The following is a 24,226-nucleotide window of genomic DNA, read 5'->3' as shown; positions in this document are numbered from 1 at the left end:
ATAAGGTCGTTAAAAGCGGGGGAAGGGAGGGGCTAACAGAAATTAATATGTTTTCAAGAAGTTAAAAATCAGCCTGAGCGACACCGATACAATGCCTCACCACGAGCAGCAGGCTCCTGCGTAAAACAGTGCGGGCAGCCTACGCCACGCAGGCCCACGTAGCGCCGCCGGACAGTTGTTGTCGCCCGGCTTAGCGCAGCGCAAGCCGGGAAAATGCTGAACCTAACGCGCCAGATTATCGTAGCCGCGCCAGCGATAGTTGAGCACCGACAGCGCCCAACAGGCGACAAACAGCCCGACCACCACAAACCCGGCGTCGCCGAGGTTGTCGTTTAACACCCCGACCCAGCGCCATATTCCGCCGCTGAGCGCAAACTTATCCATCAGCAGACCCAGCGCTTCCAGGCCGCCGATAAACAGCGCCACCACCACCGAAGTGCCGGTGATGGTCATGTTGTAGTAAAGCTTGCGCTGCGGCTTGCTGAACGCCCAGCCGTAGGCGCCGACCATCAGCACGTTATCGAGGGTGTCCACCAGCGCCATGCCGCTGGCGAACAGCGCCGGGAAGACCATAATCGACCAGACGGAAATCCCGCTCGACGCGCCGGCGGCGGAGATGCCCAGCACGCCGATTTCGGTGGCGGTATCAAACCCGAGGCCGAACAGGAAACCGACCAGGTACATCTGCCAGCTGCGGCTGACCAGACGAAAGGTTTTGCCAAACAGCCAGCTCATCACCCCGCCGCCGCTGACGATCTCGTCGCTCACCGGCTCACCGCGCTTCCACGCCCGAAAGCTGCGCCAGACGCTGCGCAATATCACCAGGTTGATAAAGGCCATCGCCAGCAGAAACAGCGCCGACACCGCGGTGCCGATGACGCTGCCGGTGTCGTGCAGCCAGCTCATCTGCGCGCTGAAGGCCGTGGCGGTCGCGGCAATCGCCGCCGAGGCCAGCACCACAATCGACGAGTGGCCCAGCGAGAACCAGGCCCCGACGGCGAAAGGCCGCCGTCCCTGCTGCATCATCTTGCGGGTGACGTTATCAATCGCCGCGATATGGTCGGCGTCCACCGCGTGGCGCAGGCCGTAGCCCCAGGCCAGCAGGCTGGCGGCCATCAGCGCGCCGCTGTCGCCAAAGGCCTGCAGCGCCCAGCACCAGGCCAGTAGGTTCGCCGCGATCAACCCCAGCACCAGTCCCGCAGCGCGCGGCTGCTGGCGTAAAACTGTCATTATCATTGTTGTGTTCCTTGAGCCTGTCCGCGGGCGGCGGCGATCACCGCCTGACCATAGGCGATTGCGCCGTCGCCGGCCGGCAACTGCTGCGCAAACAGCAGAGTAAAATCCGCCAGATAAAAGGTCAATCGCGCCGCCAGCAGGCGGTTATGCAGCACTCCGCCGCTGCAGACCATCGTGTCGATGCCGCGGGCGGTGGCGCAGTCGCGGGCCATCGCCGCCAGTCCGCTGGCCAGGGCGTCATGGAATGCCCAGGCTTTTTGCGCCGGGGTCGCCTGCCAGCGCAGCCACTGTCGCCAGAAGGTGGCTAAGTCCAGCGCATTGCCGCGCCACGGCAGCGTGACCGGATGGCAGACGCCGGAGCAGCTGGCGGCCAGCGCCTCCAGCCGACAGGCCGCCTCGCCCTCATAGCTCAGGCTCTCCGGGGCGCAGTCCAGCGCGCAGGCGACGGCATCAAACAGCCGTCCGCAGGACGAGGCGCGCGGCGCGTTAATGCCGCGATCGATGGCCTGCGCCAGCAGCGGCCAGTTGCGCTGGCGCAGCGTACCGGTCTGCGGGTAATCCTGCCAGTCAGGGATAAAGGCCAGGCACTGAGCCAGCAGATTACGCCACGGCTGACGCGCCGCCAGGTCGCCGCCCGGCAGCGCGACGGCCGGCAGCCCGCCGAGATGTTCGCACTGGCGATAGTTAACCCGCAGGCACTCCCCGCCCCATAGCGCGCCGTTCTCCCCCATGCCGATTCCGTCGAGGATCAGGGCGATGACGTCTCCGCCGTCGAGCGGCCAGCGGTGCTCCGCCAGGCACGCCGCGGCGTGAGCATGGTGATGTAGCACTGTCTCTACCGGCAGCGGCAGAGTCGCCGCCCACAGCGTCGAGCGATAGCCGGGATGGGCGTCAACCACCACCCGCTGCGGCATAAAGGTGTAGACGTTCTGCATCAGCTTTAGCGCGCTGCGCCACTGCTGCTCGACGCCCTCCTCGCCAAGATCGCCAAAGTGCTGGCTGAGAACCGCTTCGCCCCCGCGCGCCAAGCAGAAGGTGTTTTTCATGTCCGCGCCCAGCGCCAGTAGCGGCGGAACCTTCTCCAGACCCGGCGGCAGCGGCAGCGCATCCGGGACATAGCCCCGGGCGCGGCGCAGCATTTCTCCGCTCGAGCGCACCAGCGAATCATCCATCCGCTGCACGATGTCGCGGTTATGGAGCAAAAAGCCGTCGGCGATGTCGGCTAAGTCGTTGAGCGCCTGAGTATTACTTAACGCCGGCGGGCGGCCGCTAAGGTTGCCGGAGGTCATCACGATAGGGCGCGCCAGCGCCTGCAGAAGCAAATGCTGCAGCGGATTAGACGGCAGCATCACCCCAACTTCCGCAAGCCCTGGCGCAATCTCGTCGCACAGGCCGGAGACCTGCGCTTTGCTAATCAGTACGATGGGCGCCGCCGGGGAGCCCATCAGCGCCGCGGCGTCGGCAGGTAACCCCGCCGCAGAGGGCAGCATCACCGCCAGCGGTTTCGCCGGACGGTGTTTCCTCGCCCGCAGCGTGGCAACGGCAGCAGGGTTGCCGGCGTCGCAGGCCAGATGAAAGCCGCCGACGCCTTTTATCGCCACGATGTCGCCCGCCGCCAGCCGGGCGATAGCCGACTGCAGCGCCGCCTCGCCGTCCAGCGTTTCCCCTTGCGCCCGCCATTCCAGTCGCGGCCCGCAGTCGGGGCAGGCCACCGGCTGGGCGTGAAATCGGCGATCGGCAGGATCGCGGTATTCCGCCTCGCAGGGCGGACAGAGCGGAAACGGCGCCATCGCGGTAAATGGCCGGTCGTAAGGCATCGCGCGAATAATGGTTAACCGCGGCCCGCAGTGGGTGCAGTTGATAAAGGGGTAGCGGTAGCGGCGCGCCCGGGGATCATTCATCTCCGCGAGGCACGCCGGGCAGGTCGCGGCATCGGGCACGATCTGGGTGCGCATCCGTCCCGCCCCGCTCTCGCGGATGGTGAAATCCTGCGGCGGAGCCGCCCAGCGATAAGGGGCGCAGTCGGCGCTGTCGATTCGCGCCAGCGGCGGGCAGTGGGCAGCGAGGGCGGCAGTAAAACCATCATCGTCCCCGGCCAACCGCACCAGCACGCCGTCGCCGTCGTTACAGACATCGCCGCAGCGCGCCTGCCCCTGAGCCAGCTGCCAGACAAAGGGGCGGAACCCCACCCCCTGCACTTTACCGCGAATGCGGATTTGCACCCCGTTCATGCCTGAGCTTACCAGGCCAGCGCCGTGCGGCGACGTTTTTCCTGGTTCATCTGCTCCAGCTTGTTGCGGTCTACGCAGACCAGGGCGTGCGTCGGGCAGACCTCCATGCAGGCCGGGCCGCTGTCGCGGTGGAAGCAGAGATCGCACTTGTTGGCTTCGGCTTTTTCCGCCACGACGTTCAGTCCGGCGCCGCTATGGCGGATCACCGGCCGCACCACTACCTCCATCGCCCCGTACGGGCAGGCGACGACGCAGGTTTTGCAGCCGATGCAGCGCTCCTGCATCACATGAACAAAGCCTTTATCGCGGCTGATGGCGCCGTTCGGGCAGACGTTGGCGCACGGGGCGTCTTCACACTGACGGCAGGCGGTGGCTGTGGAGACATTGACCCCTTTGATGACGTGAATACGCGGCTGAAAGGTGTGCGGCGTCAGGGAGGCGCAGTCCTGATGTTCCTGATGGGAGACCACGCAGGCTACTTCGCAAGTGCGACAGCCGATGCATTTGCTCGCATCGGCAATAATGAAACGGTTCATCCATTTCTCCAGCAGTAAGAGGGTTAGGCGCCGGAGTATGCATAATACGTTCCAGTTTTTATCTTATTGATAATAAGTAAAATTTAATGGTTAGCGCGCTGTCATCGTCAGTAGTGACGATGACAGCTGACGACGTCAGGCGCAGGGACCTGACACCAGCGACTCACGCTCGATCAGCGCCCCGGGGAAACTCTGCTGAACATTGAATTCCCCGCCATCGAGCATAAATATCAGGCGATTAATGCTCTCTTTAATCATCTCCGTCACCGGCACCCGGACGCTGGCGAGCGACGGCACCATGTACGGCGCCAGCACAATATCGTCAAACCCCACCACCGAGACCTGCTCCGGCACCTTAACGCCCAGCTGGTGAAGCTGCTTCATCGCCCCGATGGCCATATCGTCATTGCTCGCCACCAGCGCGCTGTAGGTCACCCCGCGCTGACGCAGGCTCTCCACCGCCGCCGCGCCGGTTTCCGGCGTCCAGCGCCCTTCGGCGATGAGCGCCTCGTTGAGGGGAATGCCGTGGCCAGCCAGCGCGTCTTTGTAGCCGGCAAGGCGTTCGACGCCGGTGGGCGAGTCAAGGGAGCCGGTAATAAAGGCGATATCGCGGTGACCCAGGGCAATCAGCCGCTCCACCACCCGCATCGCCGATGCTTTTTGATCGGACCAGACGCAATGGCTGGCGTGGCGGCGCAGCCGGCGGTTCAGCACCATGATCGGCTGCGAGTGGTTCTCAACGATCTCGTCCATCTCGTCGACGGTGAGAAAGCGCGGGTAGATGATGATCGCATCGCAGCGCAGATCCAGCAGATACTGGATCGCTTCCCGCTCCTCTTGCGCGCTGTGCTTGCCATCGGCGAGGATCAGCTGCCGCCCTTTATCCTCCGTCATCCGCGCCACATGGTACAGCAGCTCGCTGAAATAGACGCCGTGGTAGAGGGTGTTGGTCACCACCAGGCCAAGGGTTTGCGTGGTTTTGGTCGCCAGGTTGCGCGCCAGCAGATTCGGTCGGTAGCCGCTCTCCGCCACCGCCTTAAACACCCGGTCTTTGGTCTCCTGGCTGACATAGCCGTTGCCCGACAGCACCCGCGACACGGTCGCCTTCGATACCCCCGCGCGCTTTGCGACCTCCAGCATCGTTGCCATGTGATTCTTCCTGTTGCAAAAGTTGCAGGCAGTGTACTGCACGTTTCTGGCTTTTACAGCACCCCCCGCTCACCACCGCGATCCTGCTCGCCGCGACGCTTCGCGATCAAAATCACAAAAATGAGATCATCTTTTTTTATTTCTTGTGCAATCAAATGAAACTCACCATGATTTTGTGGAACCGGTTTCCTATAAAGCATGGTATCGCCCGACGATGCGGCGCGGTAACAGATCAGTACCCTATTGATAAACAGGATAAAATCCGATGTCGAAAAATTATGCAGCCCTGGCGCAACAGATAGTCGCGGCATTAGGCGGAGTCGATAACGTCGTCGCCGTGACCCACTGCATGACGCGTCTGCGCTTCGTGGTCAAAGACAACGAACAGGTCGATAGCCCTACCCTGAAAGGCCTGACCGGGGTGCTCGGCGTCGTGCGCAGCGATAACCAGTGCCAGGTGATCATCGGCAACACGGTCTCTCAGGCCTATCGCGAGGTAGTGAATCTGCTGCCTGGCGACCTGCGCCCGGTCGAGCCGCAGGGCAAAGCGCCGATCACCCTGAAACGCATCGGCGCCGGGATCCTCGACGCGCTGATCGGCACCATGTCGCCGCTGATCCCGGCGATTATCGGCGGATCGATGGTCAAGCTGCTGGCGATGATCCTCGAAATGAGCGGCGCGTTGCCGAAAGGCTCGCCGACGCTGACCCTCCTGACGCTTATCGGCGACGGCGCGTTTTTCTTCCTGCCGCTGATGGTGGCCGCCTCCGCGGCGGTGAAATTCAAAACCAATATGTCGCTGGCCATCGCTATCGCCGGGGTGCTGGTGCATCCCGGGTTTATCGAATTAATGGCCAAAGCCGCCCAGGGCGAACACGTCGAATTTGCCCTTATTCCGGTGACCGCGGTGAAATACACCTACACGGTGATCCCGGCGCTGGTGATGACCTGGTGCTTGTCGTATATCGAACGCTGGGTGGATCGCATTACCCCGGCGGTGACGAAAAACTTCCTTAAGCCGATGCTGATCGTGCTGATCGCCGCCCCGCTGGCGATCCTGCTGATTGGCCCGCTCGGCATCTGGATCGGCAGCGCCATTTCCGCGCTGGTCTATACGATCCACAGCTATCTCGGCTGGCTGTCGGTGGCGATCATGGGCGGGCTGTGGCCGCTGCTGGTGATGACCGGCATGCACCGGGTCTTTACGCCGACCATCATTCAGACCATCGCCGAAACCGGCAAAGAGGGCATGGTAATGCCGTCGGAGATCGGCGCCAACCTGTCGCTCGGCGGCTCGTCGCTGGCGGTGGCGTGGAAAACGAAAAACCCGGAATTGCGCCAGACGGCGCTGGCCGCCGCGGCATCGGCGATTCTGGCCGGTATTTCCGAACCGGCGCTGTACGGCGTGGCGGTGCGCCTGAAACGCCCGCTGATCGCCAGCTTAATCAGCGGCTTTATCTGCGGCGCGGTGGCGGGCATCGCCGGACTGGCCAGCCACTCGATGGCGGCGCCGGGGCTGTTCACCAGCGTGCAGTTTTTCGATCCAGCCAATCCAATGACCATCGTCTGGGTGTTTGGCGTGATGGCGCTGTCGGTAGTGCTGTCGTTTGCCCTGACGCTGATCCTCGGCTTTGAAGATATTCCCGTTGAACAGGCCGCCGCCGACGCCCGAGCGCGCCAGGCCCAGGCCCAGGCAACCCACGCCTGAACACACCATTAATAACGAGGTAACGCATGGCGAGTTTCCCACAGGGATTTTTATGGGGCGGCGCACTGGCCGCCAACCAGTCAGAAGGCGCATGGCGCGAAGGGGGGAAAGGGATGGCCACCGTGGATACCCTCCCCCACGGCGCCCACCGTCTGCCGGTAAAATTAGGCCTGGAGAAGCGCTTCACGCTTCGCGAAGACGAATTCTACCCCAGCCACGAGGCGATCGATTTCTACCACCGCTACAAGGAAGATATCGCCCTGATGGCGGAGATGGGGTTCAGCGTCTTTCGCACCTCCATCGCCTGGAGCCGCCTGTTCCCGCGCGGCGACGAGCAGCAGCCGAATCCGCAGGGCATCGCCTTCTATCGTTCGCTGTTCGAGGAGTGCAAAAAGCACGGTATCGAGCCGCTGGTGACGTTGTGCCATTTTGACGTGCCGATGCATCTGGTGATGGAGTACGGCTCCTGGCGCAACCGCAAAATGGTCGATTTCTTCAGCCACTACGCCCGCACCTGCTTTGAAGCTTTTGACGGTCTGGTGAAATACTGGCTCACCTTCAATGAAATCAACATTATGCTGCACAGCCCCTACTCCGGCGCCGGGCTGGTGTTTGAAGAGGGAGAAAATCAGGAGCAGGTGAAGTACCAGGCGGCGCATCACGAGCTGGTGGCCAGCGCGCTGGCGACAAAAATCGCCCACGAGATAAACCCGCAGAATCAGGTCGGCTGCATGCTGGCGGGCGGTAATTTCTACCCTTACTCCTGCAAGCCGGAAGATGTATGGATGGCGCTGGAGAAGGACCGCGAAAACCTGTTCTTTATTGACGTCCAGGCGCGCGGCGCCTACCCGGTATGGGCCGCGCGGGTATTCCGGGAAAAGGGGGTCACCATTGCGAAGCAGCCGGGCGATGATGAGATCCTCAAAAACACCGTCGATTTCGTCTCCTTTAGCTACTACGCCTCGCGCTGCGCCTCGGCGGAGATGAACGCCAGCAACACCAATGCCGCCAACATCGTCAAGTCGCTGAAGAACCCGCACATTCCGGCCAGCGAATGGGGCTGGGGCATCGACCCGCTGGGCCTGCGCATCACCATGAACATGATGTACGACCGCTATCAGAAACCGCTGTTCCTGGTGGAAAACGGGCTCGGCGCCCGGGACGAGATTGACGCCAGGGGGGAGATCAATGACGACTATCGCATCAGCTACCTGCGCGAGCACATCAAGGCGATGCGCGACGCCATCGGCGACGGTATTCCGGTGCTGGGCTACACCAGCTGGGGCTGCATCGATCTGGTCTCGGCGTCAACCGGCGAGATGAGCAAGCGCTACGGCTTTGTCTATGTCGATCGCGACGACGCCGGCAACGGCACGCTGGCGCGCAAGCGTAAAAAGTCGTTCTTCTGGTACCAGAAGGTGATAGCCAGCAACGGCGCCGACCTCGACTAAGCGCGTCTCCCGCGCTCGCCCGTCTCTCCGCGCTAACCGGGGGACGGGCGCTGCTTTCTGTTGCATCTATTACATGTTTTTTTCTCGAGCCTGATTCCAGTTTCTGATTTGCCTCCCGTTCACAACAACTGGTATTTTATCCAGTATATTTTCAGGGGTATCTTCAGCAAGGAGCACATCATGAACGCACAGCACACCACTGCAGCCGGAGGGATCGCCAGGGCCATTCGCCAGTTAACCGTGGGGTATGTCAGAAAACGCCATGAGAACCGCAAAACGCGGGAGACGCGGCGCTACACCCGCCATGCGGCGCTGAGCCTGAACGGCGACTGGCTGGAGCAGGCGGGATTCCCGGTCGGCACGCAGGTCAGAGTCTCGGTGTCGCCCGGTAAATTAGTAATAGAGAATCTTGAGCTGGCGCCGCCGGTAACGGGGCTCCCGGCCGGTCAGTCGCCCGCCGTCGGGGAGCCCTGAGCACCGCTGGGTTAATCGTCTGCGGCTTCCAGCCGGGCAAAGCCGCCGTGGCCCTGCCAGCCTGCCAGCTGCTGGTACACCCGGGCAACGGCGGCTTTCACCGGCTGGGTCATCGGATAATAAAAACCGACAATATCCGGCTGAATGCCGAGGAAGATCACTTCGCCGACGTCCTCTTTCAGCTGATCGACCAGATAGTTGAGCGGCATGTTATGGGTGGTCATCATAAACATCTCGGCGATGTCGTCGGGGTCGATGACGCGAATGTCGCCGGGGTTTAGGCCCATATCGGTGGCATCGACGATCAGCAGGCGTTCGGGGCGTAATTCGCGGATCGCCACGATGTCGTTTTCCGGCGCGCTGCCGCCGTCGATGACCACCCACTGGCCGACCGGGTTCGCCGCGCACATCTCCGCCAGCAGCGGGCCGGCGCCGTCGTCGCCCATCATACTGTTGCCGACACAGAGTAAAACGTCAGTCACGTAATCTCCTCACCATCAGGTAGATGGCGCTTTCCTGGTGAATATCATGCAGCATGCTGAGCATTGTTTTGCTCCACGCCTGCTGCTGCGGGGTCTGCGCGGACTGCGCTTTATCAAAGGCGTTGGCCAGCATTGCCACATGGCTGCTGTCGATGACGATTTCGCCATACTTCGGCACCCCCTCCATTTTGCGCCGCGCGACGCTGCCGGCCTCAAGGGTGGCGATCCATGCCAGATACGCGTCCCACGGGCAGCTCAGCGCCGCCTCGAGACAGTCGATAACGCCGAGGTGGTGGCCAATCGCCAGGCTGTAATAGACCACCTGCTGCGCCTGATCCGGCGTGGCGTCGTTCTCATCAATAAATTTACGGCTCAGCTGACTGAACACCACCGTCTCGCTCATCGGATACGCGCCCCCTCGACCACCTGGTTGAGATGGGTGACGATCTCGGTCAGACGCGGATCTTTCTCCGCCTCCAGCCAGCGCAGCACCTGGCTGTCGCCCTGGCCGAGCAGACGCATATAGTCGTCGGCAATCTGCCGACCATAGCGATAGCCCGCCAGACGGCGCGCTTCGCGATCGATGCGCACCCTCAGGGGTTGCACCATATCGGCGTGCAGCAGCTCGGTCGGCTGTTCGTCGAGTTCGCCTGGCTGACGAGCATGGATTTTCTGCTCCAGCAGGCCGAGGGCCATGGCGAAGCCGTACAGGGTGGCGGCGGGCGTCGGCGGGCAGCCCGGAATATAGACATCGACCGGTACGATTTTATCGGTACCGCCCCAGACACAGTACAGGTCGTGGAAGATGCCGCCGCTGTTGCCGCAGGCGCCGTAGGAGATGCAAATCTTTGGATCCGGCGCCGACTGCCAGGCGCGCAGCGCCGGGGAGCGCATCGCCCGGGTCACCGCCCCGGTAAACAGCAGGATATCGGCATGGCGCGGCGAAGGCACCACCTTAATCCCGAAGCGTTCCGTGTCGAACAGCGGTGAAAGGGTAGCGAAAATTTCGATTTCACAGCCGTTACAGCCGCCGCAGTCGACGCGATAAACGTAGGCGGAACGTTTGATTTTCTTCAGCAGCGAGGCCTTCATGCTGGCGATGGATTCATCCACCGTCATCGGCACCGGAATGCCGTTTTCATCGCGTGGGCCAAGTAAAGTGCTCATCAGCTGGCCTCCCTCATGTGGCGGGTCAGTTCAATACGATCGGACGGCACCAGGCATTTCTGGCGCTTGCATTCCGGGCAGGTTTCGAAGCTTTCGCGGTGCAGCTCGGCGCGGGTGTCGCCGTTATGCTTGAGCAGCGCGATGGCGTAGTCGATCTCCTTCTGCACCGCGAACGGCCGCTGGCACTCCCGGCAGTGGCAGATAGCGAAGCGCGACTGCTGGAGGAAATCCTCTTTCTTCCACACCGCCAGCTCATACTCCGGTGACAGCTTAATCGCCGCCGTCGGGCAGACCTCTTCACAGCGGCCGCAGAAGATGCAGCGCCCGAGGTTGAACTGCCACGCCAGCTGGTTTGTGGCCAGATCGGTCTCTACCGTCAGGGCGTTCGACGGGCAGGCGTTCACGCAGGCCGCGCAGCCGATACACTGCTGCGGGTTATGCTCCGGCTTGCCGCGGAAGTTTTTATCTACCGGCATCGGCTCCAGCGGATAGGCGTGCGTCGCGGTGCCGGTCTTAATCACTTTTTTAATAAAGGTAAACATGGCGATTCCTTATTTCAGCGGCGAGTTTTTACGCTCGATGCTATAGCGCTCCAGCTCTTTGTACGGCACCACTTTGCTCTTCTTCTTGCGGACATCGACCACGGTCATGCGGTCGGTACAGGAGTAGCACGGGTCAAGGCTGCCGATGATCAGCGGCGCATCGGAAACGGTATTGCCGCGCAGCATATAGCGCAGAGTCGGCCAGTTGGCGTAGGTCGCCGCCCGGCAGCGCCAGCGGTACAGCTTCTGGTTGTCGCCGGTCATGCTCCAGTGAATATCATCCCCGCGCGGCGCTTCTGAGAAGCCCAGCGCGAAGCGGTGCGGAATATAGGTGAAGCCCTCCACCATCAGCGGACCGCCCGGCAGGTTATCAAGACCGTAATCAATCATGTTCAGCGCGGTATAAACCTCGTTGATCCGCACCTTGAGGCGGGAGATGACGTCGCAGCCCTGTTCGCTGTGGACTTCCATCGGCAGCAGGCCGTAGCCGACGAACGGATGGTCGGCGCGGGTGTCGCGGGCGTGGCCGCTGGCGCGCACCATCGGGCCGACGTTGCTGAAGTCGCGGGCGATTTCCGGGTCCAGACGGCCAATGCCGACAGTACGCTGCTCCATGTTCGGGGTGCTGAGCAGCATATCCACCAGCTCCTGCACGTCGCGACGCATCTGCTGCGCCAGCTGGCGGGTCTGGATCATGTCCTCTTTCAGCAGGTCGCGGCGGATCCCGCCGATCAGGTTCAGACCGTAGGTTTTCCGCGCGCCGGTGAGGATCTCGGCCATCTTCATCGAGGTTTCGCGCACGCGGAAGAACTGCATAAAGCCGGAGTCGAAGCCGGTGAAGTGGCAGGCCAGACCGAGGTTCAGGAGGTGCGAATGCAGGCGTTCCACCTCCAGCAGAATGGCGCGGATCATCTGCGCCCGCTCCGGCACCACGATGCCCATCGCATTCTCCACCGAGGTGGTATAAGCGGTGCTGTGGGCGAAGCCGCAGATGCCGCACACCCGGTCCGACAGGAAGGTGACTTCGTTATAACCCATGCGGGTTTCCGCCAGCTTCTCCATCCCGCGATGGACATAGAACAGACGGTAATCGGCATCGATAATATTCTCGCCGTCAACGAACAGGCGGAAGTGGCCGGGCTCATCGGAAGTGACGTGCAGCGGGCCGATCGGCACCACGTTGTTTTTCTTGCTGCCCAGCTCGTTGATGAACTCGTAGGTTTCGGCGTCGGTGGTCGGCGCCGGACGCTGGCGGTAGTCCATGCTGTCTTTACGCAGCGGATAGAGTTCGTCCGGCCAGTCGTCCGGCAGCACCAGCCGGCGCTCGTCCGGCAGCCCCACCGGCACCAGGCCGTACATGTCGCGCACTTCGCGCTCGCCCCACACCGCCGCCGGCACGCGCGGCGTCACCGATGGGTATTCCGGTTTGTTGGCATCCACTTCCACACGCACGGTGATCCAGCATTTGGTGCCCTGCTCCATCGACAGCACGTAATAGACCGCGTAGTGGCCGTTCAGCTTACGTTCATCGTTACCGAACAGCACCGACAGCCAGCCGCCCTGCTGGTAGTAGAGAAACTCCACGACTTCCGGCAGGTAATTGACCTTCACGGTGATGGTTAACTGATCTTTGGTCTGCCAGGCTTCGTCCAGCACCACGCCCGGAAAGGCCTGGTGCAGCGCCGCAAGATAGTGTTGACCGATTTTTTCTTCAGACATGCTCAAACTCTCTTAATCACGCCACCAGCAAGGAGACGAAAGCTAAAAAGGCGAAACCAAACCCGGCCCAGGTGACGCGGGAGGTGGCACAGAAGCGCAGACGCGCCATGCTGTTTTCAAACAGCGCGATGATCAACACGCCCACCACCAGCTTGACGACGGCCACCACCAGCGCCAGCAGCAGGCCGCCGACGCTGAAGCTGGTCATCTGGCCCCACGGGAAAAAGACCCCGACAAACATCTGCAGCACCACCAGCTGTTTGAGGCTGATGCCCCACTTCAGGATGCCAAAGCCGCTGCCGCTGTACTCGGAAAGCGGCCCCTCCTGCAGCTCCTGCTCCGCTTCCGCCAGATCGAACGGCAGTTTGCCCATCTCGATAAAGGTGGCGAAGGCGCAGGCGCACAGCGCCAGAATCAGTGGAATGCTGCGCGCTGCCGGCCAGTGATAAAGGGTGTCGGTGATACTGCTGATATGGGTGGAGCCCGCCACCTGCGCGGCGACCCACAGGCCCAGCAGCAGGATCGGTTCAACCAGCACGCCGAGCATCGCTTCGCGGCTGCTGCCCAGCGCGGTAAACGGGCTGCCGGTGTCCAGACCGGAAATCGCGAAGAAGAAACGGGCGATAGCGAACAGGTAGATCAGGGTGATGAGATCCCCAAGCACCGGCAGCGGAGAGTCCACCGTCACCACCGGCAAGGCGGTGGCGATGGTCAGCATCACGCCCACCATGACGTACGGCGTCAGGCGGAACACCCAGCCCGAGGCGTCGGGACCGACGCTCTGGCGGCCCAGCAATTTCAGGATATCCCGATACTCCTGCAGCACGCCCGGTCCGCGGCGGTTATGCAGACGCGCGCGGGCGACGCGGACGATCCCGGATAACAGCGGCGCGACGGCAAACAGCGCCAGCGCCTGTAGCAATGCAATTAACAGACTCATTCTCAGGCTCCTCGGGAAATGACAATCACCACCAGCACCGCCAGCTCAACCAGCGCCATTGCGCGCAGCAGCGCCGGCGCCGAGGCCGATTGCCAGCCCGGCACCAGACGCACCGGGTTCAGCCAGTGACGCAGCTTCAGCAGCGGCGCAAAGGCCTCTTTCACCGGCATGGCGAAACCGTGGGCGGTGACCACCATCGACTGTTCGTGATCGTAGCCGCAGACCCAGGCCGCGCCGCGCGAGCGCGCCGCCAGGCGATCGCCTTTAAAGAAGATCATCAGCAGGAACGGCAGCAGCGGGCAGGCGATAAGCAGCAGCGCAATCATCGGCTGCGACACCACGCTCGACACCTGGGCCTGCAGCGGGAAGGCGCCGCTCACCAGCGGCAGCAGCCACGGCGCGGCGATGCCGCCAACGAGGCAGAAGACCGCCGCCATGACCACGCTCAGGGTCATCAGCCAGGGGGCGCAGGTGGCGTTTTCCGCCTCTTTGCTCCGCGGCGCGCCGAGGAAGGTGACACCATAGACTTTGGCCATACACATCACCGCCAGCGCGCCGGTGATCGCCAGGCCCACCGCCAGCAGCGGCCCCAGCAGACGGCCAATAAACAGGTCGCTGGTGCTCATTTTGAAGAAGGACTGGTAGATGACCCACTCGCCGGCGAAGCCGTTCAGCGGCGGCAAGGCCGCCATCGCCATCAGCCCCACCAGCATGGCGAGGGAGATCAGCGGCATTTTTTTACCGATGCCGCCCAGCTTCTCGATATCGCGATGGCCGGTGCGGAACCACACCGCCCCGGCGCCGAGGAACAGCGTAGTTTTGAACAGGCTGTGGTTAATCAGGTGATACATGCCGCCGATGAAGCCCAGCACCATCAGCGTGCTGTTGCGGGTGGCCACGCCGGTAACGAAGGCGCCCAGCCCCAGCAGGATGATGCCGATATTCTCCAGGGTGTGATAGGCCAGCAGGCGCTGAATGTTATGCTCCATCAACGCATACAGCCCGCCGATGAAGGCGGTGATCATCCCCAGCACCAGCAGCATCACGCCCCACCACAGCGGCGGCACGCCGCCGGCCAGCGAAACGGTTAACATGCCGTACAGACCGACCTTCATGACCACAGTGGAAAACAGCGCGGCGGCCGGCGCGCTGGCCCCGGCGTGAGCCTGCGGCGCCCAGCCGTGCAGCGGGATCGCCCCCGCCAGCAGGGCGAATCCCGCCAGCCCCGGCAGCCACAGCAGCGGGTTCTGCATCATATCCACCGCCTGGAGATTGATCTGCGCCAGCTCGAGGGTGCCGTAGGTCGACCACACCAGCCAGCAGGTCCATGCCATCAGCAGCGTGCCGAGACGACCCAACGCAAACCACAGTTTACCGGAGGCGGCGCAGCCGGTGAGAAACGCCGCGCAGAGCGCCATGATCTCCGCCATCACCACCAGCGAACCGATGTTGGTCACCACCACCGCGCAGGTGGCGGCGGCCAGCAGCAGGTTGACCAGCAGGCCGTTGGCCTTCACCTGCGGGTGGCGATGCCAGCTAATGTTAAACAGCGACACCGGCAGCGCCGACAGGCCGATGGCCAGCAGCCACAGGGCATTGACGCCGCCCACCCGCATTGTCAGATGGAGAAACTGCAGCATGCCGCCGTGGATCCGATCCGGCATCAGCAGCGCGGCGCCGCCGGCAACCACCAGCATGGCGCTGGCCACCGCGCCGCCGATCCCGGCAATGGCGCCGCTGAGCGGTTTACGCATGGCAAACACAAAGGCCAGCACGGCGCTGGCGGCGTACCACGTCACCGCCTGATTGACTAATCCAATTACACTCATTCCCTCTCCCCCTGTTGCGCCTGGAACAGCGACAAGTCGCCAAGGTCGGTATTAAAGGTCAGCTGGCGTTTACGCTTGCTGGCCTGGGCGATATCACGGCTATCCACCAGCATCAGCGCTTTGGTCGGACAGGTCCGCACGCAGGCCGGGCCCTGGTCATCGAAGTGGCAGAGGTCGCATTTCACGGCAATGGCGCGCACGCCCGGCACCCAGTCGAGCAGCGAGCTGACGCGGGCCGGCGCCGGCGGCGCGGGGGGCGCCAGCCGGGTATTGGCATTGGCCGGAATATCCAGCGGACGGCTGCCGGAAAATTCGATCGCGCCAAACGGGCAGGCGATGCCGCACAGTTTGCAGCTTACGCACAGGCTCTCGTTGAGCTGGACGGCGCCATCGACGCGCTGGATGGCGTTTACCGGGCAGACAGCGGCGCAGGGGGCGTCTTCGCAGTGGTGGCACATCTGCGGTGCCGATTCTTTTTCATTACGCATCACCTGCAGCCGCGGCATAGCCTGCAGGCCGTGCTGGCGATGCGTCTCAGAGCAGGCGGCTTCGCAGGTGCGGCAGCCGATACAGACAGTGGAGTCAGCAATTACAAAACGGTTCACCGGGTCATCCTCGGGTGAAAGTCACTTTTGACGAAATCAGGTTGCGCAGGTGTCATTTTCGACACGTGTCGACACCTTGCGATCAGTGGGTCAGGGCCAGATGGCTTAAGTCCACCGGTTGGTCTTGCTCCATGGCGTCGTACAGACGGTCATAGACGGTGGCGATAATCGCCAGATAATGCTCCAGCACCTGGTCGCGGGAGCGGTTGCTGATCCGCCCGTCCACCGTGCCATCCGCGGCGAGCGTGGCCTGAGCAATCAGATACTTATCACCGCCGCCTTTGTTTTCGACGTAGTATTCGATGGTGTGGCTGTTGAAGCCTTCCGCCAGGGCGACGAACACCTGAAAATGGCCGAACAGCACGAAGCACAGCTCTTTGTCCGGCGCGCAGCTCATCGCGTGATGCAGGCGGGCTTTCGACAGGGTGATCCCCTGAACCAGCGAGTTACAGTAGATATGCCACTGCTCCTGCTGCTGCCGGTGACGGTCGGCGATGTAATCCGCCTTTTCACTTATTTCCCAAATAGTCATATCGGTTTCTCCGTAGCATGAGATGCACCGTCTAAGCATTTTCCGTGCCACATTTTATTTATTTGATTTAATTATGTTTTTATATTTATCCCCTGCCGACGCGACATGTCGATGACAGCCCCGGCGCGTCGTCATCGACATTTCCTGCCGCCACGAGTCCTTTCTGGCACCGTTATTGCATAAAAGGCGCATCGCGATACGGAGGCGACTATGCACGAAATCACCCTCAGCCAGCGGGCGCTGGAAATTATTGAACAACAGGCGCAGCAGGCCGGCGCGCGGCGGGTGACCGGCGTGTGGCTTAAGGTGGGAGCATTTTCCTGTGTGGAAGCCAGCGCCCTGACCTTCTGCTTTGAGCTGGTCTGCCGCGGCACGCTGGCGGAGGGGTGCGAACTGCATATCGCCGAACAACAGGCTGAATGCTGGTGCGAACGCTGTCAGCAGTACGTCCATCTTGTCTCGCAGCACGTCCGCCGCTGCCCGCACTGCAATAACGACCAGCTACAGATCGTGGCGGATGACGGCTTACAGATTCAGCGTTTAGAATTGGAGTAAATTATGTGTACAACATGCGGCTGTGGAGAAGGCAACCTCTATATTGAAGGAGACGAACGAAACCCGCATTCCGCGTTCCGCAGCGCCCCCTTCGCGCCCGCCCCACGCCAGACGATGACCATCACCGGCGTAAAAACCGACCACTTCGCCCCCACCCGCTCGACGGAAGGCGATCTGCATTACGGCCATGGCGAAGCGGGGACTCACGCCCCGGGCCAGAGCCAGCGGCGCATGCTGGAAGTGGAAATCGACGTGCTGGATAAAAACAACCGTCTGGCGGCGCGCAACCGCGCGCGCTTTGCGGCGAAGCAGCAGCTGGTGCTGAATCTGGTTTCCAGCCCCGGCTCCGGCAAAACCACCCTGCTCACCGAAACCCTCACCCGGCTGAAAGGGCGTGCCGACTGCGCAGTGATTGAAGGCGACCAGCAAACGGTCAATGACGCCGCCCGCATTCGCGCCACCGGCACCCCGGCGATTCAGGTCAACACCGGGAAAGGCTGCCATCTCGACGCCCAGATGATCGCCGACGCCGCCCCGCGCCTGCCGCTGGCTGACCACGGCATTCTGTTTATTGAAAACGTCGGCAACCTGGTCTGCCCGGCGAGCTTTGATCTCGGCGAACGCCATAAGGTGGCGGTGCTGTCGGTCACGGAAGGCGAAGACAAGCCGCTGAAGTATCCGCATATGTTCGCCGCCGCCAGCCTGATGCTGCTCAACAAGGTCGACCTGCTGCCGTATCTCAATTTCGACGTCGAGAAGTGCCTGGCCTGCGCCCGCGAGGTCAATCCGCATATTGACATTATCCTCCTCTCCGCCACCAGCGGCGAAGGCATGGATCAGTGGCTCACCTGGCTGGAGACGCAGCGATGTGCATAGGCATTCCGGGACAAATTTGCGCCATCGACGGCGTGCTGGCGAAGGTGGAAGTCTGCGGCATTCAGCGCGACGTCGACCTGACGCTGGTGGGCGCCGTTGACGAGCAGGGCCAGCCGCGTCTCGGCCAGTGGGTGCTGGTGCACGTCGGCTTCGCCATGAGCGTGATTAATGAAGCCGAAGCCCGCGATACTCTCGAAGCGCTGCAAAATATGTTTGACGTAGAGCCGGACGTCGGCGCCCTGCTGTACGGCGAGGAGCGATAATGCGTTACGTTGACGAATACCGCGCCCCTGAGCAGGTCATGCAGTTGGTGGCTCATCTTCAGCAGCGTGCCCATCTGCTGCCGCACACCGCCGCGCGACCGCTGCGCATCATGGAGGTCTGCGGCGGTCATACCCATGCCATTTTTAAATTCGGTCTCGACCAGCTGTTGCCGGAGAATATCGAATTTATTCATGGGCCCGGCTGCCCGGTGTGCGTCCTGCCGATGGGGCGCATCGACGCCTGCATTGAGATTGCCAGTCGTCCGGGGGTTATCTTCTGTACCTTCGGCGACGCCATGCGCGTACCGGGCAAAAACGGCTCACTGCTGCAGGCGAAAGCCCGCGGCGCCGATGTCCGCATCGTTTATTCGCCGATGGACGCCCTGCGGCTGGCGCAGCAAAACCCGCAGCGTGAAGTGGTCTTTTTCGGTCTCGGTTTCGAAACCACCATGCCCGCCACCGCCCTCACCCTGCGTCAGGCGCGGGAGCGCAACGTCGATAACTTCTTCTTTTTCTGCCAGCACATCACCCTGCTGCCGACCCTGCGCAGTCTGCTGGACCAGCCTGACAACGGTATCGACGCCTTTCTCGCCCCCGGCCACGTCAGTATGGTGATCGGCACCGAAGCCTACGGCTTTATCGCCAGCGACTATCATCGCCCGTTAGTGGTCGCCGGTTTCGAACCTCTTGATCTACTGCAAGGCGCGGTGATGCTGGTTGAGCAGACAATAGCGCAGCGTAGCGAGGTGGAAAATCAGTACCGCCGCGTAGTGCCGGATGCCGGCAACCCGCTGGCGCAGGCGGCGATGGCCGACGTGTTTCGCCTTGATGGCGACAGCGAATGGCGCGGTCTGGGGGTCATCAGCGACTCCGGCGTGCACCTCACGCCGGCCTATCAGCGCTTCGATGCCGAGGCCCATTTCCGCCCGGCGCCGCAGCGCGTGTGCGACGACCCGCGCGCCCGCTGCGGCGAGGTGTTGACCGGCCGCTGTAAACCGCACCAGTGCCCGCTCTTCGCCAGCACCTGCAATCCGCAAAGCGCCTTTGGCGCGCTGATGGTCTCCTCGGAAGGGGCCTGCGCCGCCTGGTATCAATATCGCAGTCAGGAATATGAAGCATGAAAAGCGTCCAGTTAGCCCACGGTAGCGGCGGTCAGGCAATGCAGCAGCTGATCGGCGACCTGTTTATGCAGGCTTTCGCCAACCCCTGGCTGGCGGAGCAGGAGGATCAGGCGCGTCTCGATCTGGCGGCGCTTGCCGCCCAGGGGGATCGTCTCGCCTTCTCCACCGACAGCTATGTGATTGACCCGCTGTTCTTTCCCGGCGGCAATATCGGCAAGCTGGCCGTCTGCGGTACCGCCAACGATGTGGCGGTCAGCGGCGCCATCCCCCGCTATCTTTCCTGCGGGTTTATTCTCGAAGAGGGGCTGGAGATGGCTACCCTGGAAACGGTGGTCGCCAGCATGGCCGATATCGCCCGGGCGGCAGGGATCGCCATCGTTACCGGCGACACCAAAGTGGTGCCGCGCGGCGCGGCGGATAAGCTGTTTATTAACACCGCCGGCATCGGCGCCATCCCGGCAGACGTTCGCTGGGGGACGCAGCAGATCAGCGCCGGCGATGTGCTGCTGGTCAGCGGCACGCTGGGGGATCATGGCGCCACCATCCTTAATCTGCGCGAGCAGATGGGGCTCGACGGCGCGCTGTCCAGCGACTGCGCGGTGCTGACGCCGCTGATCCAAACCCTGCGGCCGCTGCGCGGCGTCAAAGCCCTGCGCGACGCCACCCGCGGCGGCGTCAACGCCGTCGCCCATGAGTTCGCCGCCGCCAGCGGCTGCGGCATTGAACTGCACGAGGCGAAGCTGCCGGTCAACGACACCGTGCGCGGAGTCTGCGAGCTGCTCGGGCTGGACGCCCTGAACTTCGCCAATGAAGGCAAGCTGGTGATCGCCGTCGCCCGCGAAGAAGCGAAAAACGTGCTGGCGCATATACGGTCTCACGCCCTGGGACGCGAGGCGGCGATAATCGGCGAGGTGGTCGCCCGCCCGGGCGTGCGTTCCGTCGGGCTGTACGGCGTGAAGCGGACGCTCGATCTTCCCCACGCCGAGCCGCTGCCGAGAATTTGTTAACCACGGCGTCGGGTCCCGGATAGCGGCTGGCGCCTTATCCAGGCTACAACACGGCGCGCACATGTAGCCTGGCTAAGCGCAGCGCGAGCCGGGAAAAGCCAGCATGATTATCCCGCCCAAACCAGCGGGCGCCCACGGATGGGTTAAAGCGGCAATAACCGCTTTATTAACATACTATTATTTGTACCATCATTTTCTTATGCGCCGCGTTGCCGGCGCGTTTTGGATGTAAGCCATGTCGTATACACCGATGAGCGATCTCGGCCAGCAGGGTCTGTTTGATATCACCCGGCTTTTATTACAGCAGCCCGATCTGGCTGCGCTGAGCGAAACCCTGACCCGCCTGGTGCAACAGTCCGCACTGGCCGACGAAGCGGCCATTATCCTGTGGAACGCAGGCAACCACCGCGCGGCCAGATACGCCTGCGATGAGGCAGGCCAGCCGGTGAGCTATGAAGATGAAACCGTGCTCGCCCACGGACCGGTGCGCCGCTTACTCTCCCGGCCGGATGCCCTGCATTGCGATCATGAGACCTTTGCCGACACCTGGCCGCAGCTTATCCGCAGCGGGATCTATCGCCCGTTCGGGTACTACTCGCTGCTGCCGCTGGCGGCCGACGGGCGGATCTTCGGCGGTTGCGAATTTCTGCGCCGTGACAACCGGCCATGGAGCGAGAAAGAGTTCCAGCGGCTGCATACCTTCGCGCAGATCGTCGCCGTCGTCAGCGAGCAGATTCAGAACCGGGTCAGCAATAACGTCGATTACGATCTGCTGTGCCACGAGCGCGACAACTTCCGCATCCTGGTGGCGATCACCAACGCGGTCCTCTCACGTCTGGATATCGACGAGCTGGTCAGCGAGGTGGCGAAAGAGATCCATCGCTACTTCCGGATCGACGCCATCAGCGTGGTGCTGCGCAGCAACCGCAAAGGGAAGCTCAACATCTATTCCACGCACTATCTCGATGCCAGCCATCCGGTTCACGACCAGAGCGAGGTAGATGAAGCGGGCACCCTCACCGAGCGCGTGTTCAAAAGCAAAGAGATGCTGCTGCTTAATCTGCACGAGCATGACACCCTCGCGCCGTACGAGAAAATGCTCTTCGAAATGTGGGGCAACAAGATCCAGACCCTGTGCCTGCTGCCGCTGATGTCCGGCAACACCCTGCTCGGGGTGCTGAAGCTGGCGCAATGCGACGAACAGGTATTTACCACCACCAATCTCAAGCTGCTGCGCCAGATCGCCGAGCGGGTGTCGATCGCTATCGATAACGCCCTCGCCTACCGTGAAATTCAGCGCCTGAAAGAGCGACTGGTGGATGAGAACCTCGCCCTCACCGAGCAGCTCAACAATGTCGAGAGCGAATTCGGGGAGATCATCGGCCGTAGCGAGGCGATGAACAATGTGCTCAAGCAGGTCGAGATGGTGGCCCACAGCGACAGCACCGTGCTGATCCTCGGCGAAACCGGCACCGGCAAAGAGCTTATCGCCCGCGCCATTCATAACCTCAGCGGACGAAACAGTCGGCGGATGGTGAAGATGAACTGCGCCGCGATGCCCGCCGGTCTGCTGGAGAGCGATCTGTTCGGCCACGAACGCGGAGCCTTCACCGGGGCCAGCGCCCAGCGTATCGGCCGCTTCGAACTGGCGGACAAAAGCTCCCTGTTCCTTGATGAAGTGGGCGATATGCCGCTGGAGCTGCAGCCCAAGCTGCTGCGCGTTCTCCAGGAGCAGGAGTTCGAGCGCCTGGGGAGCAACAAGCTGATCCAGACCGATGTCCGACTGATCGCCGCCACCAACCGCGATCTCAAGCAGATGGTTATCGACAGGGAATTTCGCAGCGACCTCTACTACCGGCTCAACGTGTTCCCAATCCACCTGCCGCCGCTGCGCGAGCGTCCCGACGATATCCCGCTGCTGGTGAAGGCCTTTACCTTCAAAATCGCCCGCCGCATGGGACGCAATATCGACAGCATTCCGGCGGAGACCCTGCGTACCCTGACGCGCATGGAGTGGCCGGGCAACGTGCGCGAGCTGGAAAACGTCATCGAACGGGCGGTGCTGCTGACCCGCGGCAACGTGCTGCAGCTCTCCCTGCCGGAGCGGGATATCGTCGAGCCTCCGCGGTCGCCAGAGGTCCTGCCTGAGGAAGGCGAAGATGAATATCAGCTGATCGTCCGGGTGCTGAAGGAGAGCAACGGCGTGGTGGCCGGGCCGAAGGGCGCCGCCCAGCGGCTGGGGCTGAAGCGCACCACGCTCCTGTCGCGCATGAAGCGGCTGGGCATTAATAAAGACGAGCTGGTGTAGCCTCGCGCGCTCCCTCTTTGCGCGCCGGTAAGAGGGAGCGCTGGCGCAGAGCGCTATTTGTCGCTGGTAAAACCGTTGCTGGTCGCCAGTTCGGCAAACCACAGCGCATTGCGTTTTATCTGTCGCTCGCCGGTCTCCAGATCCAGTCGCCAGAAGCCGTAGCGTCGTTTGAAGGCATTGATCCACGACCAGTTGTCGATAAACGTCCACTGGTGTACGCCAAAGCAGTTCGCACCGTCGGCAATGGCGCGGTGCAGTTGCACCAGATGCTCCTCCATCAGCTGTATGCGAAAATTATCGTCTATCACCCCGTCCGCCCCGGGCTCTCCCTCTGATTGTCGATCCATCGCGATGCCGATTTCCGCGAGATACCACTTAATGTTGCCGTAGTTATCGCGAATATTGGCGGCAATGTCATAGATCGCCTGCGGCAGGATCTCGTTGTTATCACGATAGGGATTAAAGCGGCCCTGCGGGTTCACCGCGTTTTCGAAATAGTATTCCGGGGTGAAATAATCGAGATCATATTCGCCCTCACGCGCTTTTACCCGCCGCGGCACGTAATAGTTCACCCCAAGAAAATCGATATCCGCGCTGAGGATCAACGCCACGTCGTCTTTGCTGGTCGTCGGCAGGCAGTCGTGGGCGGCGAGGATCTCGCACAGCGCTTTGGGGAATTCATGTTTTACCAGCGGGTCAAGGAAGCTGCGGTTAAAAAACAGGTCGGCATACCCGGCGGCTTTTTTATCCGCGTCGCTGTCGGTGAGGGTATAGCTCGGGGTCAGGTTGAGCACCACGCCGATCTCGCCCGCCAGCGCCAGTTCACGATAAGCCGTTACCGCTTTGGCGTGCGCCAGCATAATGTTAAACGCCACCTGCGCCGCCAGCCGGCCATCTTTCTTACACGGATAGTGGAAGTCGTACAGGTAGCCCCCCTCAACCGGCACAATCGGCTCGTTGAAGGTTATCCAGTATTTAACCTTATGGCCAAACAGGCTAAAGGCGGTGCGGGCAAAGCGGGCAAACAGCTCGGCCACGTGCGCCGATTCAAAGCCGCCGTACTGTTTCTGCAGCGCTTCCGGCATATCAAAGTGGTAGAGATTGATCATCGGCTCAATGCCGTTGGCGATCATCTCATCGAGATAGGCGTGATAAAAACGCACCGCGTCCGGGTCCGGCGCGCCGGTTTCCAAATCAGCGATCAGTCGTGACCACTGAATTGAGGTGCGAAACGAGTTGAAGCCGGTCTGTTTCATTAGCGCCACGTCCTGCGGATACTGATGATAAGTATCACATACGGTTTGCGGCCCTACCTGCTGATAAAATCGCTCCGGCTGTTCGGCAAACCAACTGTCCCAGATGGAACGATGGCGCTTATTGGTGACCCCTTCCGTTTGCGGGCCAGACGCCGCCGCCCCCCACAGAAACCCTTGCGGAAACTGATATTGCTGCATAACCTCTCCTTCGAAAAAAGGCTGCGCCCGTCTGGCGCAGC

24 protein-coding genes are annotated in these 24,226 nt (G+C 62.1%); 9 read left to right on the top strand and 15 right to left on the bottom strand.

Annotation, left to right across the window (positions count from 1 at the left end; all coding sequences use genetic code 11):
* Window positions 1-222 precede the first annotated feature (222 nt).
* The 5 genes from QLG03_RS19490 to QLG03_RS19470 all read right to left on the bottom strand — a co-directional run bounded on the left by QLG03_RS19490 (window position 223) and on the right by QLG03_RS19470 (window position 5,352).
* Window positions 223-1,236, bottom strand: a complete 1,014-nt coding sequence (locus QLG03_RS19490; protein ID WP_048298103.1) for a HoxN/HupN/NixA family nickel/cobalt transporter — start codon at window positions 1,234-1,236, stop codon at window positions 223-225.
* Complete coding sequence (gene hypF / locus QLG03_RS19485; RefSeq protein WP_255988633.1) at window positions 1,233-3,467, bottom strand: carbamoyltransferase HypF; 2,235 nt, start codon at window positions 3,465-3,467, stop codon at window positions 1,233-1,235. The genes QLG03_RS19490 and hypF overlap by 4 nt, the downstream gene beginning before the upstream one ends.
* A gap of 8 nt (window positions 3,468-3,475) precedes the next feature.
* Window positions 3,476-4,003: an electron transport protein HydN gene (hydN, locus tag QLG03_RS19480; RefSeq protein ID WP_004205658.1), complete on the bottom strand. Its 528-nt coding sequence runs from the start codon at window positions 4,001-4,003 to the stop codon at window positions 3,476-3,478.
* 135 nt (window positions 4,004-4,138) lie between these two features.
* Window positions 4,139-5,152: a LacI family DNA-binding transcriptional regulator gene (locus QLG03_RS19475; RefSeq protein ID WP_044524497.1), complete on the bottom strand. Its 1,014-nt coding sequence runs from the start codon at window positions 5,150-5,152 to the stop codon at window positions 4,139-4,141.
* Between the two features lie 53 nt (window positions 5,153-5,205).
* Entirely contained in the window at window positions 5,206-5,352 is a 147-nt protein-coding gene (locus QLG03_RS19470; RefSeq protein WP_158238019.1) for a hypothetical protein, read from the bottom strand.
* Window positions 5,353-5,417: 65 nt separating this feature from the next.
* On the opposite strand from QLG03_RS19470, the gene ascF reads away from it, so the two are divergent.
* From ascF to QLG03_RS19455, 3 genes are all read left to right on the top strand, one after another.
* Entirely contained in the window at window positions 5,418-6,860 is a 1,443-nt protein-coding gene (gene ascF / locus QLG03_RS19465) for a PTS cellobiose/arbutin/salicin transporter subunit IIBC (protein ID WP_049014476.1), read from the top strand.
* A 26-nt stretch (window positions 6,861-6,886) separates the two neighbouring features.
* Window positions 6,887-8,311, top strand: a complete 1,425-nt coding sequence (locus QLG03_RS19460) for a 6-phospho-beta-glucosidase (RefSeq protein ID WP_023318986.1) — start codon at window positions 6,887-6,889, stop codon at window positions 8,309-8,311.
* 180 nt (window positions 8,312-8,491) lie between these two features.
* Entirely contained in the window at window positions 8,492-8,785 is a 294-nt protein-coding gene (locus QLG03_RS19455; protein ID WP_044524503.1) for a SymE family type I addiction module toxin, read from the top strand.
* An 11-nt stretch (window positions 8,786-8,796) separates the two neighbouring features.
* On the opposite strand, the gene hycI is transcribed toward QLG03_RS19455, so the two are convergent.
* The 9 genes from hycI to hycA all read right to left on the bottom strand — a co-directional run bounded on the left by hycI (window position 8,797) and on the right by hycA (window position 16,601).
* Window positions 8,797-9,267: a hydrogenase maturation peptidase HycI gene (gene hycI, locus QLG03_RS19450; RefSeq protein ID WP_255988634.1), complete on the bottom strand. Its 471-nt coding sequence runs from the start codon at window positions 9,265-9,267 to the stop codon at window positions 8,797-8,799.
* Complete coding sequence (locus tag QLG03_RS19445; RefSeq protein ID WP_023290792.1) at window positions 9,260-9,670, bottom strand: formate hydrogenlyase maturation HycH family protein; 411 nt, start codon at window positions 9,668-9,670, stop codon at window positions 9,260-9,262. The genes hycI and QLG03_RS19445 overlap by 8 nt, the downstream gene beginning before the upstream one ends.
* The gene (locus QLG03_RS19440; protein ID WP_255988635.1) at window positions 9,667-10,434 is read right to left on the bottom strand and encodes an NADH-quinone oxidoreductase subunit B family protein; all 768 of its coding nucleotides are present in this window, start codon (window positions 10,432-10,434) and stop codon (window positions 9,667-9,669) included. The genes QLG03_RS19445 and QLG03_RS19440 overlap by 4 nt, the downstream gene beginning before the upstream one ends.
* Window positions 10,434-10,976 carry a formate hydrogenlyase complex iron-sulfur subunit gene (locus QLG03_RS19435; protein WP_023290793.1) on the bottom strand — a complete coding sequence of 181 codons (543 nt, stop codon included), beginning with the start codon at window positions 10,974-10,976 and terminating at the stop codon, window positions 10,434-10,436. Before QLG03_RS19435 ends, QLG03_RS19440 begins: the two co-directional genes overlap by 1 nt.
* A gap of 9 nt (window positions 10,977-10,985) precedes the next feature.
* Complete coding sequence (hycE, locus tag QLG03_RS19430) at window positions 10,986-12,695, bottom strand: formate hydrogenlyase subunit HycE (protein ID WP_004205649.1); 1,710 nt, start codon at window positions 12,693-12,695, stop codon at window positions 10,986-10,988.
* Window positions 12,696-12,711: 16 nt separating this feature from the next.
* Window positions 12,712-13,635: a respiratory chain complex I subunit 1 family protein gene (locus QLG03_RS19425; RefSeq protein ID WP_023290794.1), complete on the bottom strand. Its 924-nt coding sequence runs from the start codon at window positions 13,633-13,635 to the stop codon at window positions 12,712-12,714.
* Window positions 13,636-13,637: 2 nt separating this feature from the next.
* Window positions 13,638-15,464: a formate hydrogenlyase subunit 3 gene (gene hycC, locus QLG03_RS19420; RefSeq protein WP_044524505.1), complete on the bottom strand. Its 1,827-nt coding sequence runs from the start codon at window positions 15,462-15,464 to the stop codon at window positions 13,638-13,640.
* The gene (locus QLG03_RS19415) at window positions 15,461-16,069 is read right to left on the bottom strand and encodes a 4Fe-4S dicluster domain-containing protein (RefSeq protein WP_023290796.1); all 609 of its coding nucleotides are present in this window, start codon (window positions 16,067-16,069) and stop codon (window positions 15,461-15,463) included. The genes hycC and QLG03_RS19415 overlap by 4 nt, the downstream gene beginning before the upstream one ends.
* An 82-nt stretch (window positions 16,070-16,151) precedes the next feature.
* Window positions 16,152-16,601 (bottom strand): formate hydrogenlyase regulator HycA, encoded by a 450-nt coding sequence (gene hycA / locus QLG03_RS19410; protein WP_004205645.1) that lies wholly within the window; start codon window positions 16,599-16,601, stop codon window positions 16,152-16,154.
* A 210-nt stretch (window positions 16,602-16,811) separates the two neighbouring features.
* On the opposite strand from hycA, the gene hypA reads away from it, so the two are divergent.
* The 6 genes from hypA to flhA all read left to right on the top strand — a co-directional run bounded on the left by hypA (window position 16,812) and on the right by flhA (window position 22,731).
* Window positions 16,812-17,156: a hydrogenase maturation nickel metallochaperone HypA gene (gene hypA, locus QLG03_RS19405; protein WP_004205644.1), complete on the top strand. Its 345-nt coding sequence runs from the start codon at window positions 16,812-16,814 to the stop codon at window positions 17,154-17,156.
* 3 nt (window positions 17,157-17,159) lie between these two features.
* Window positions 17,160-18,032: a hydrogenase nickel incorporation protein HypB gene (hypB, locus tag QLG03_RS19400; RefSeq protein WP_152842247.1), complete on the top strand. Its 873-nt coding sequence runs from the start codon at window positions 17,160-17,162 to the stop codon at window positions 18,030-18,032.
* Window positions 18,023-18,295 carry a HypC/HybG/HupF family hydrogenase formation chaperone gene (locus QLG03_RS19395; protein ID WP_002914934.1) on the top strand — a complete coding sequence of 91 codons (273 nt, stop codon included), beginning with the start codon at window positions 18,023-18,025 and terminating at the stop codon, window positions 18,293-18,295. Before hypB ends, QLG03_RS19395 begins: the two co-directional genes overlap by 10 nt.
* Entirely contained in the window at window positions 18,295-19,416 is a 1,122-nt protein-coding gene (gene hypD / locus QLG03_RS19390; RefSeq protein ID WP_023290799.1) for a hydrogenase formation protein HypD, read from the top strand. The genes QLG03_RS19395 and hypD overlap by 1 nt, the downstream gene beginning before the upstream one ends.
* On the top strand, window positions 19,413-20,423 hold the full coding sequence (hypE, locus tag QLG03_RS19385) for a hydrogenase expression/formation protein HypE (RefSeq protein ID WP_180266085.1): 1,011 nt from the start codon (window positions 19,413-19,415) through the stop codon (window positions 20,421-20,423). The genes hypD and hypE overlap by 4 nt, the downstream gene beginning before the upstream one ends.
* A 235-nt stretch (window positions 20,424-20,658) precedes the next feature.
* The gene (gene flhA, locus QLG03_RS19380) at window positions 20,659-22,731 is read left to right on the top strand and encodes a formate hydrogenlyase transcriptional activator FlhA (protein WP_023290801.1); all 2,073 of its coding nucleotides are present in this window, start codon (window positions 20,659-20,661) and stop codon (window positions 22,729-22,731) included.
* A 53-nt stretch (window positions 22,732-22,784) separates the two neighbouring features.
* Here flhA and QLG03_RS19375 read toward each other — a convergent pair whose 3' ends face one another.
* The gene (locus tag QLG03_RS19375; RefSeq protein WP_016161704.1) at window positions 22,785-24,185 is read right to left on the bottom strand and encodes a glycoside hydrolase family 1 protein; all 1,401 of its coding nucleotides are present in this window, start codon (window positions 24,183-24,185) and stop codon (window positions 22,785-22,787) included.
* Between the last annotated feature and the right edge of the window lie 41 nt (window positions 24,186-24,226).

It is taken from the genome of Klebsiella sp. V115_8 (assembly GCF_029967715.1).
In the GTDB taxonomy this organism is placed as follows: Bacteria; Pseudomonadota; Gammaproteobacteria; order Enterobacterales; family Enterobacteriaceae; genus Klebsiella; species Klebsiella quasipneumoniae.
This window is presented reverse-complemented; position numbering and strand designations above follow the sequence as displayed.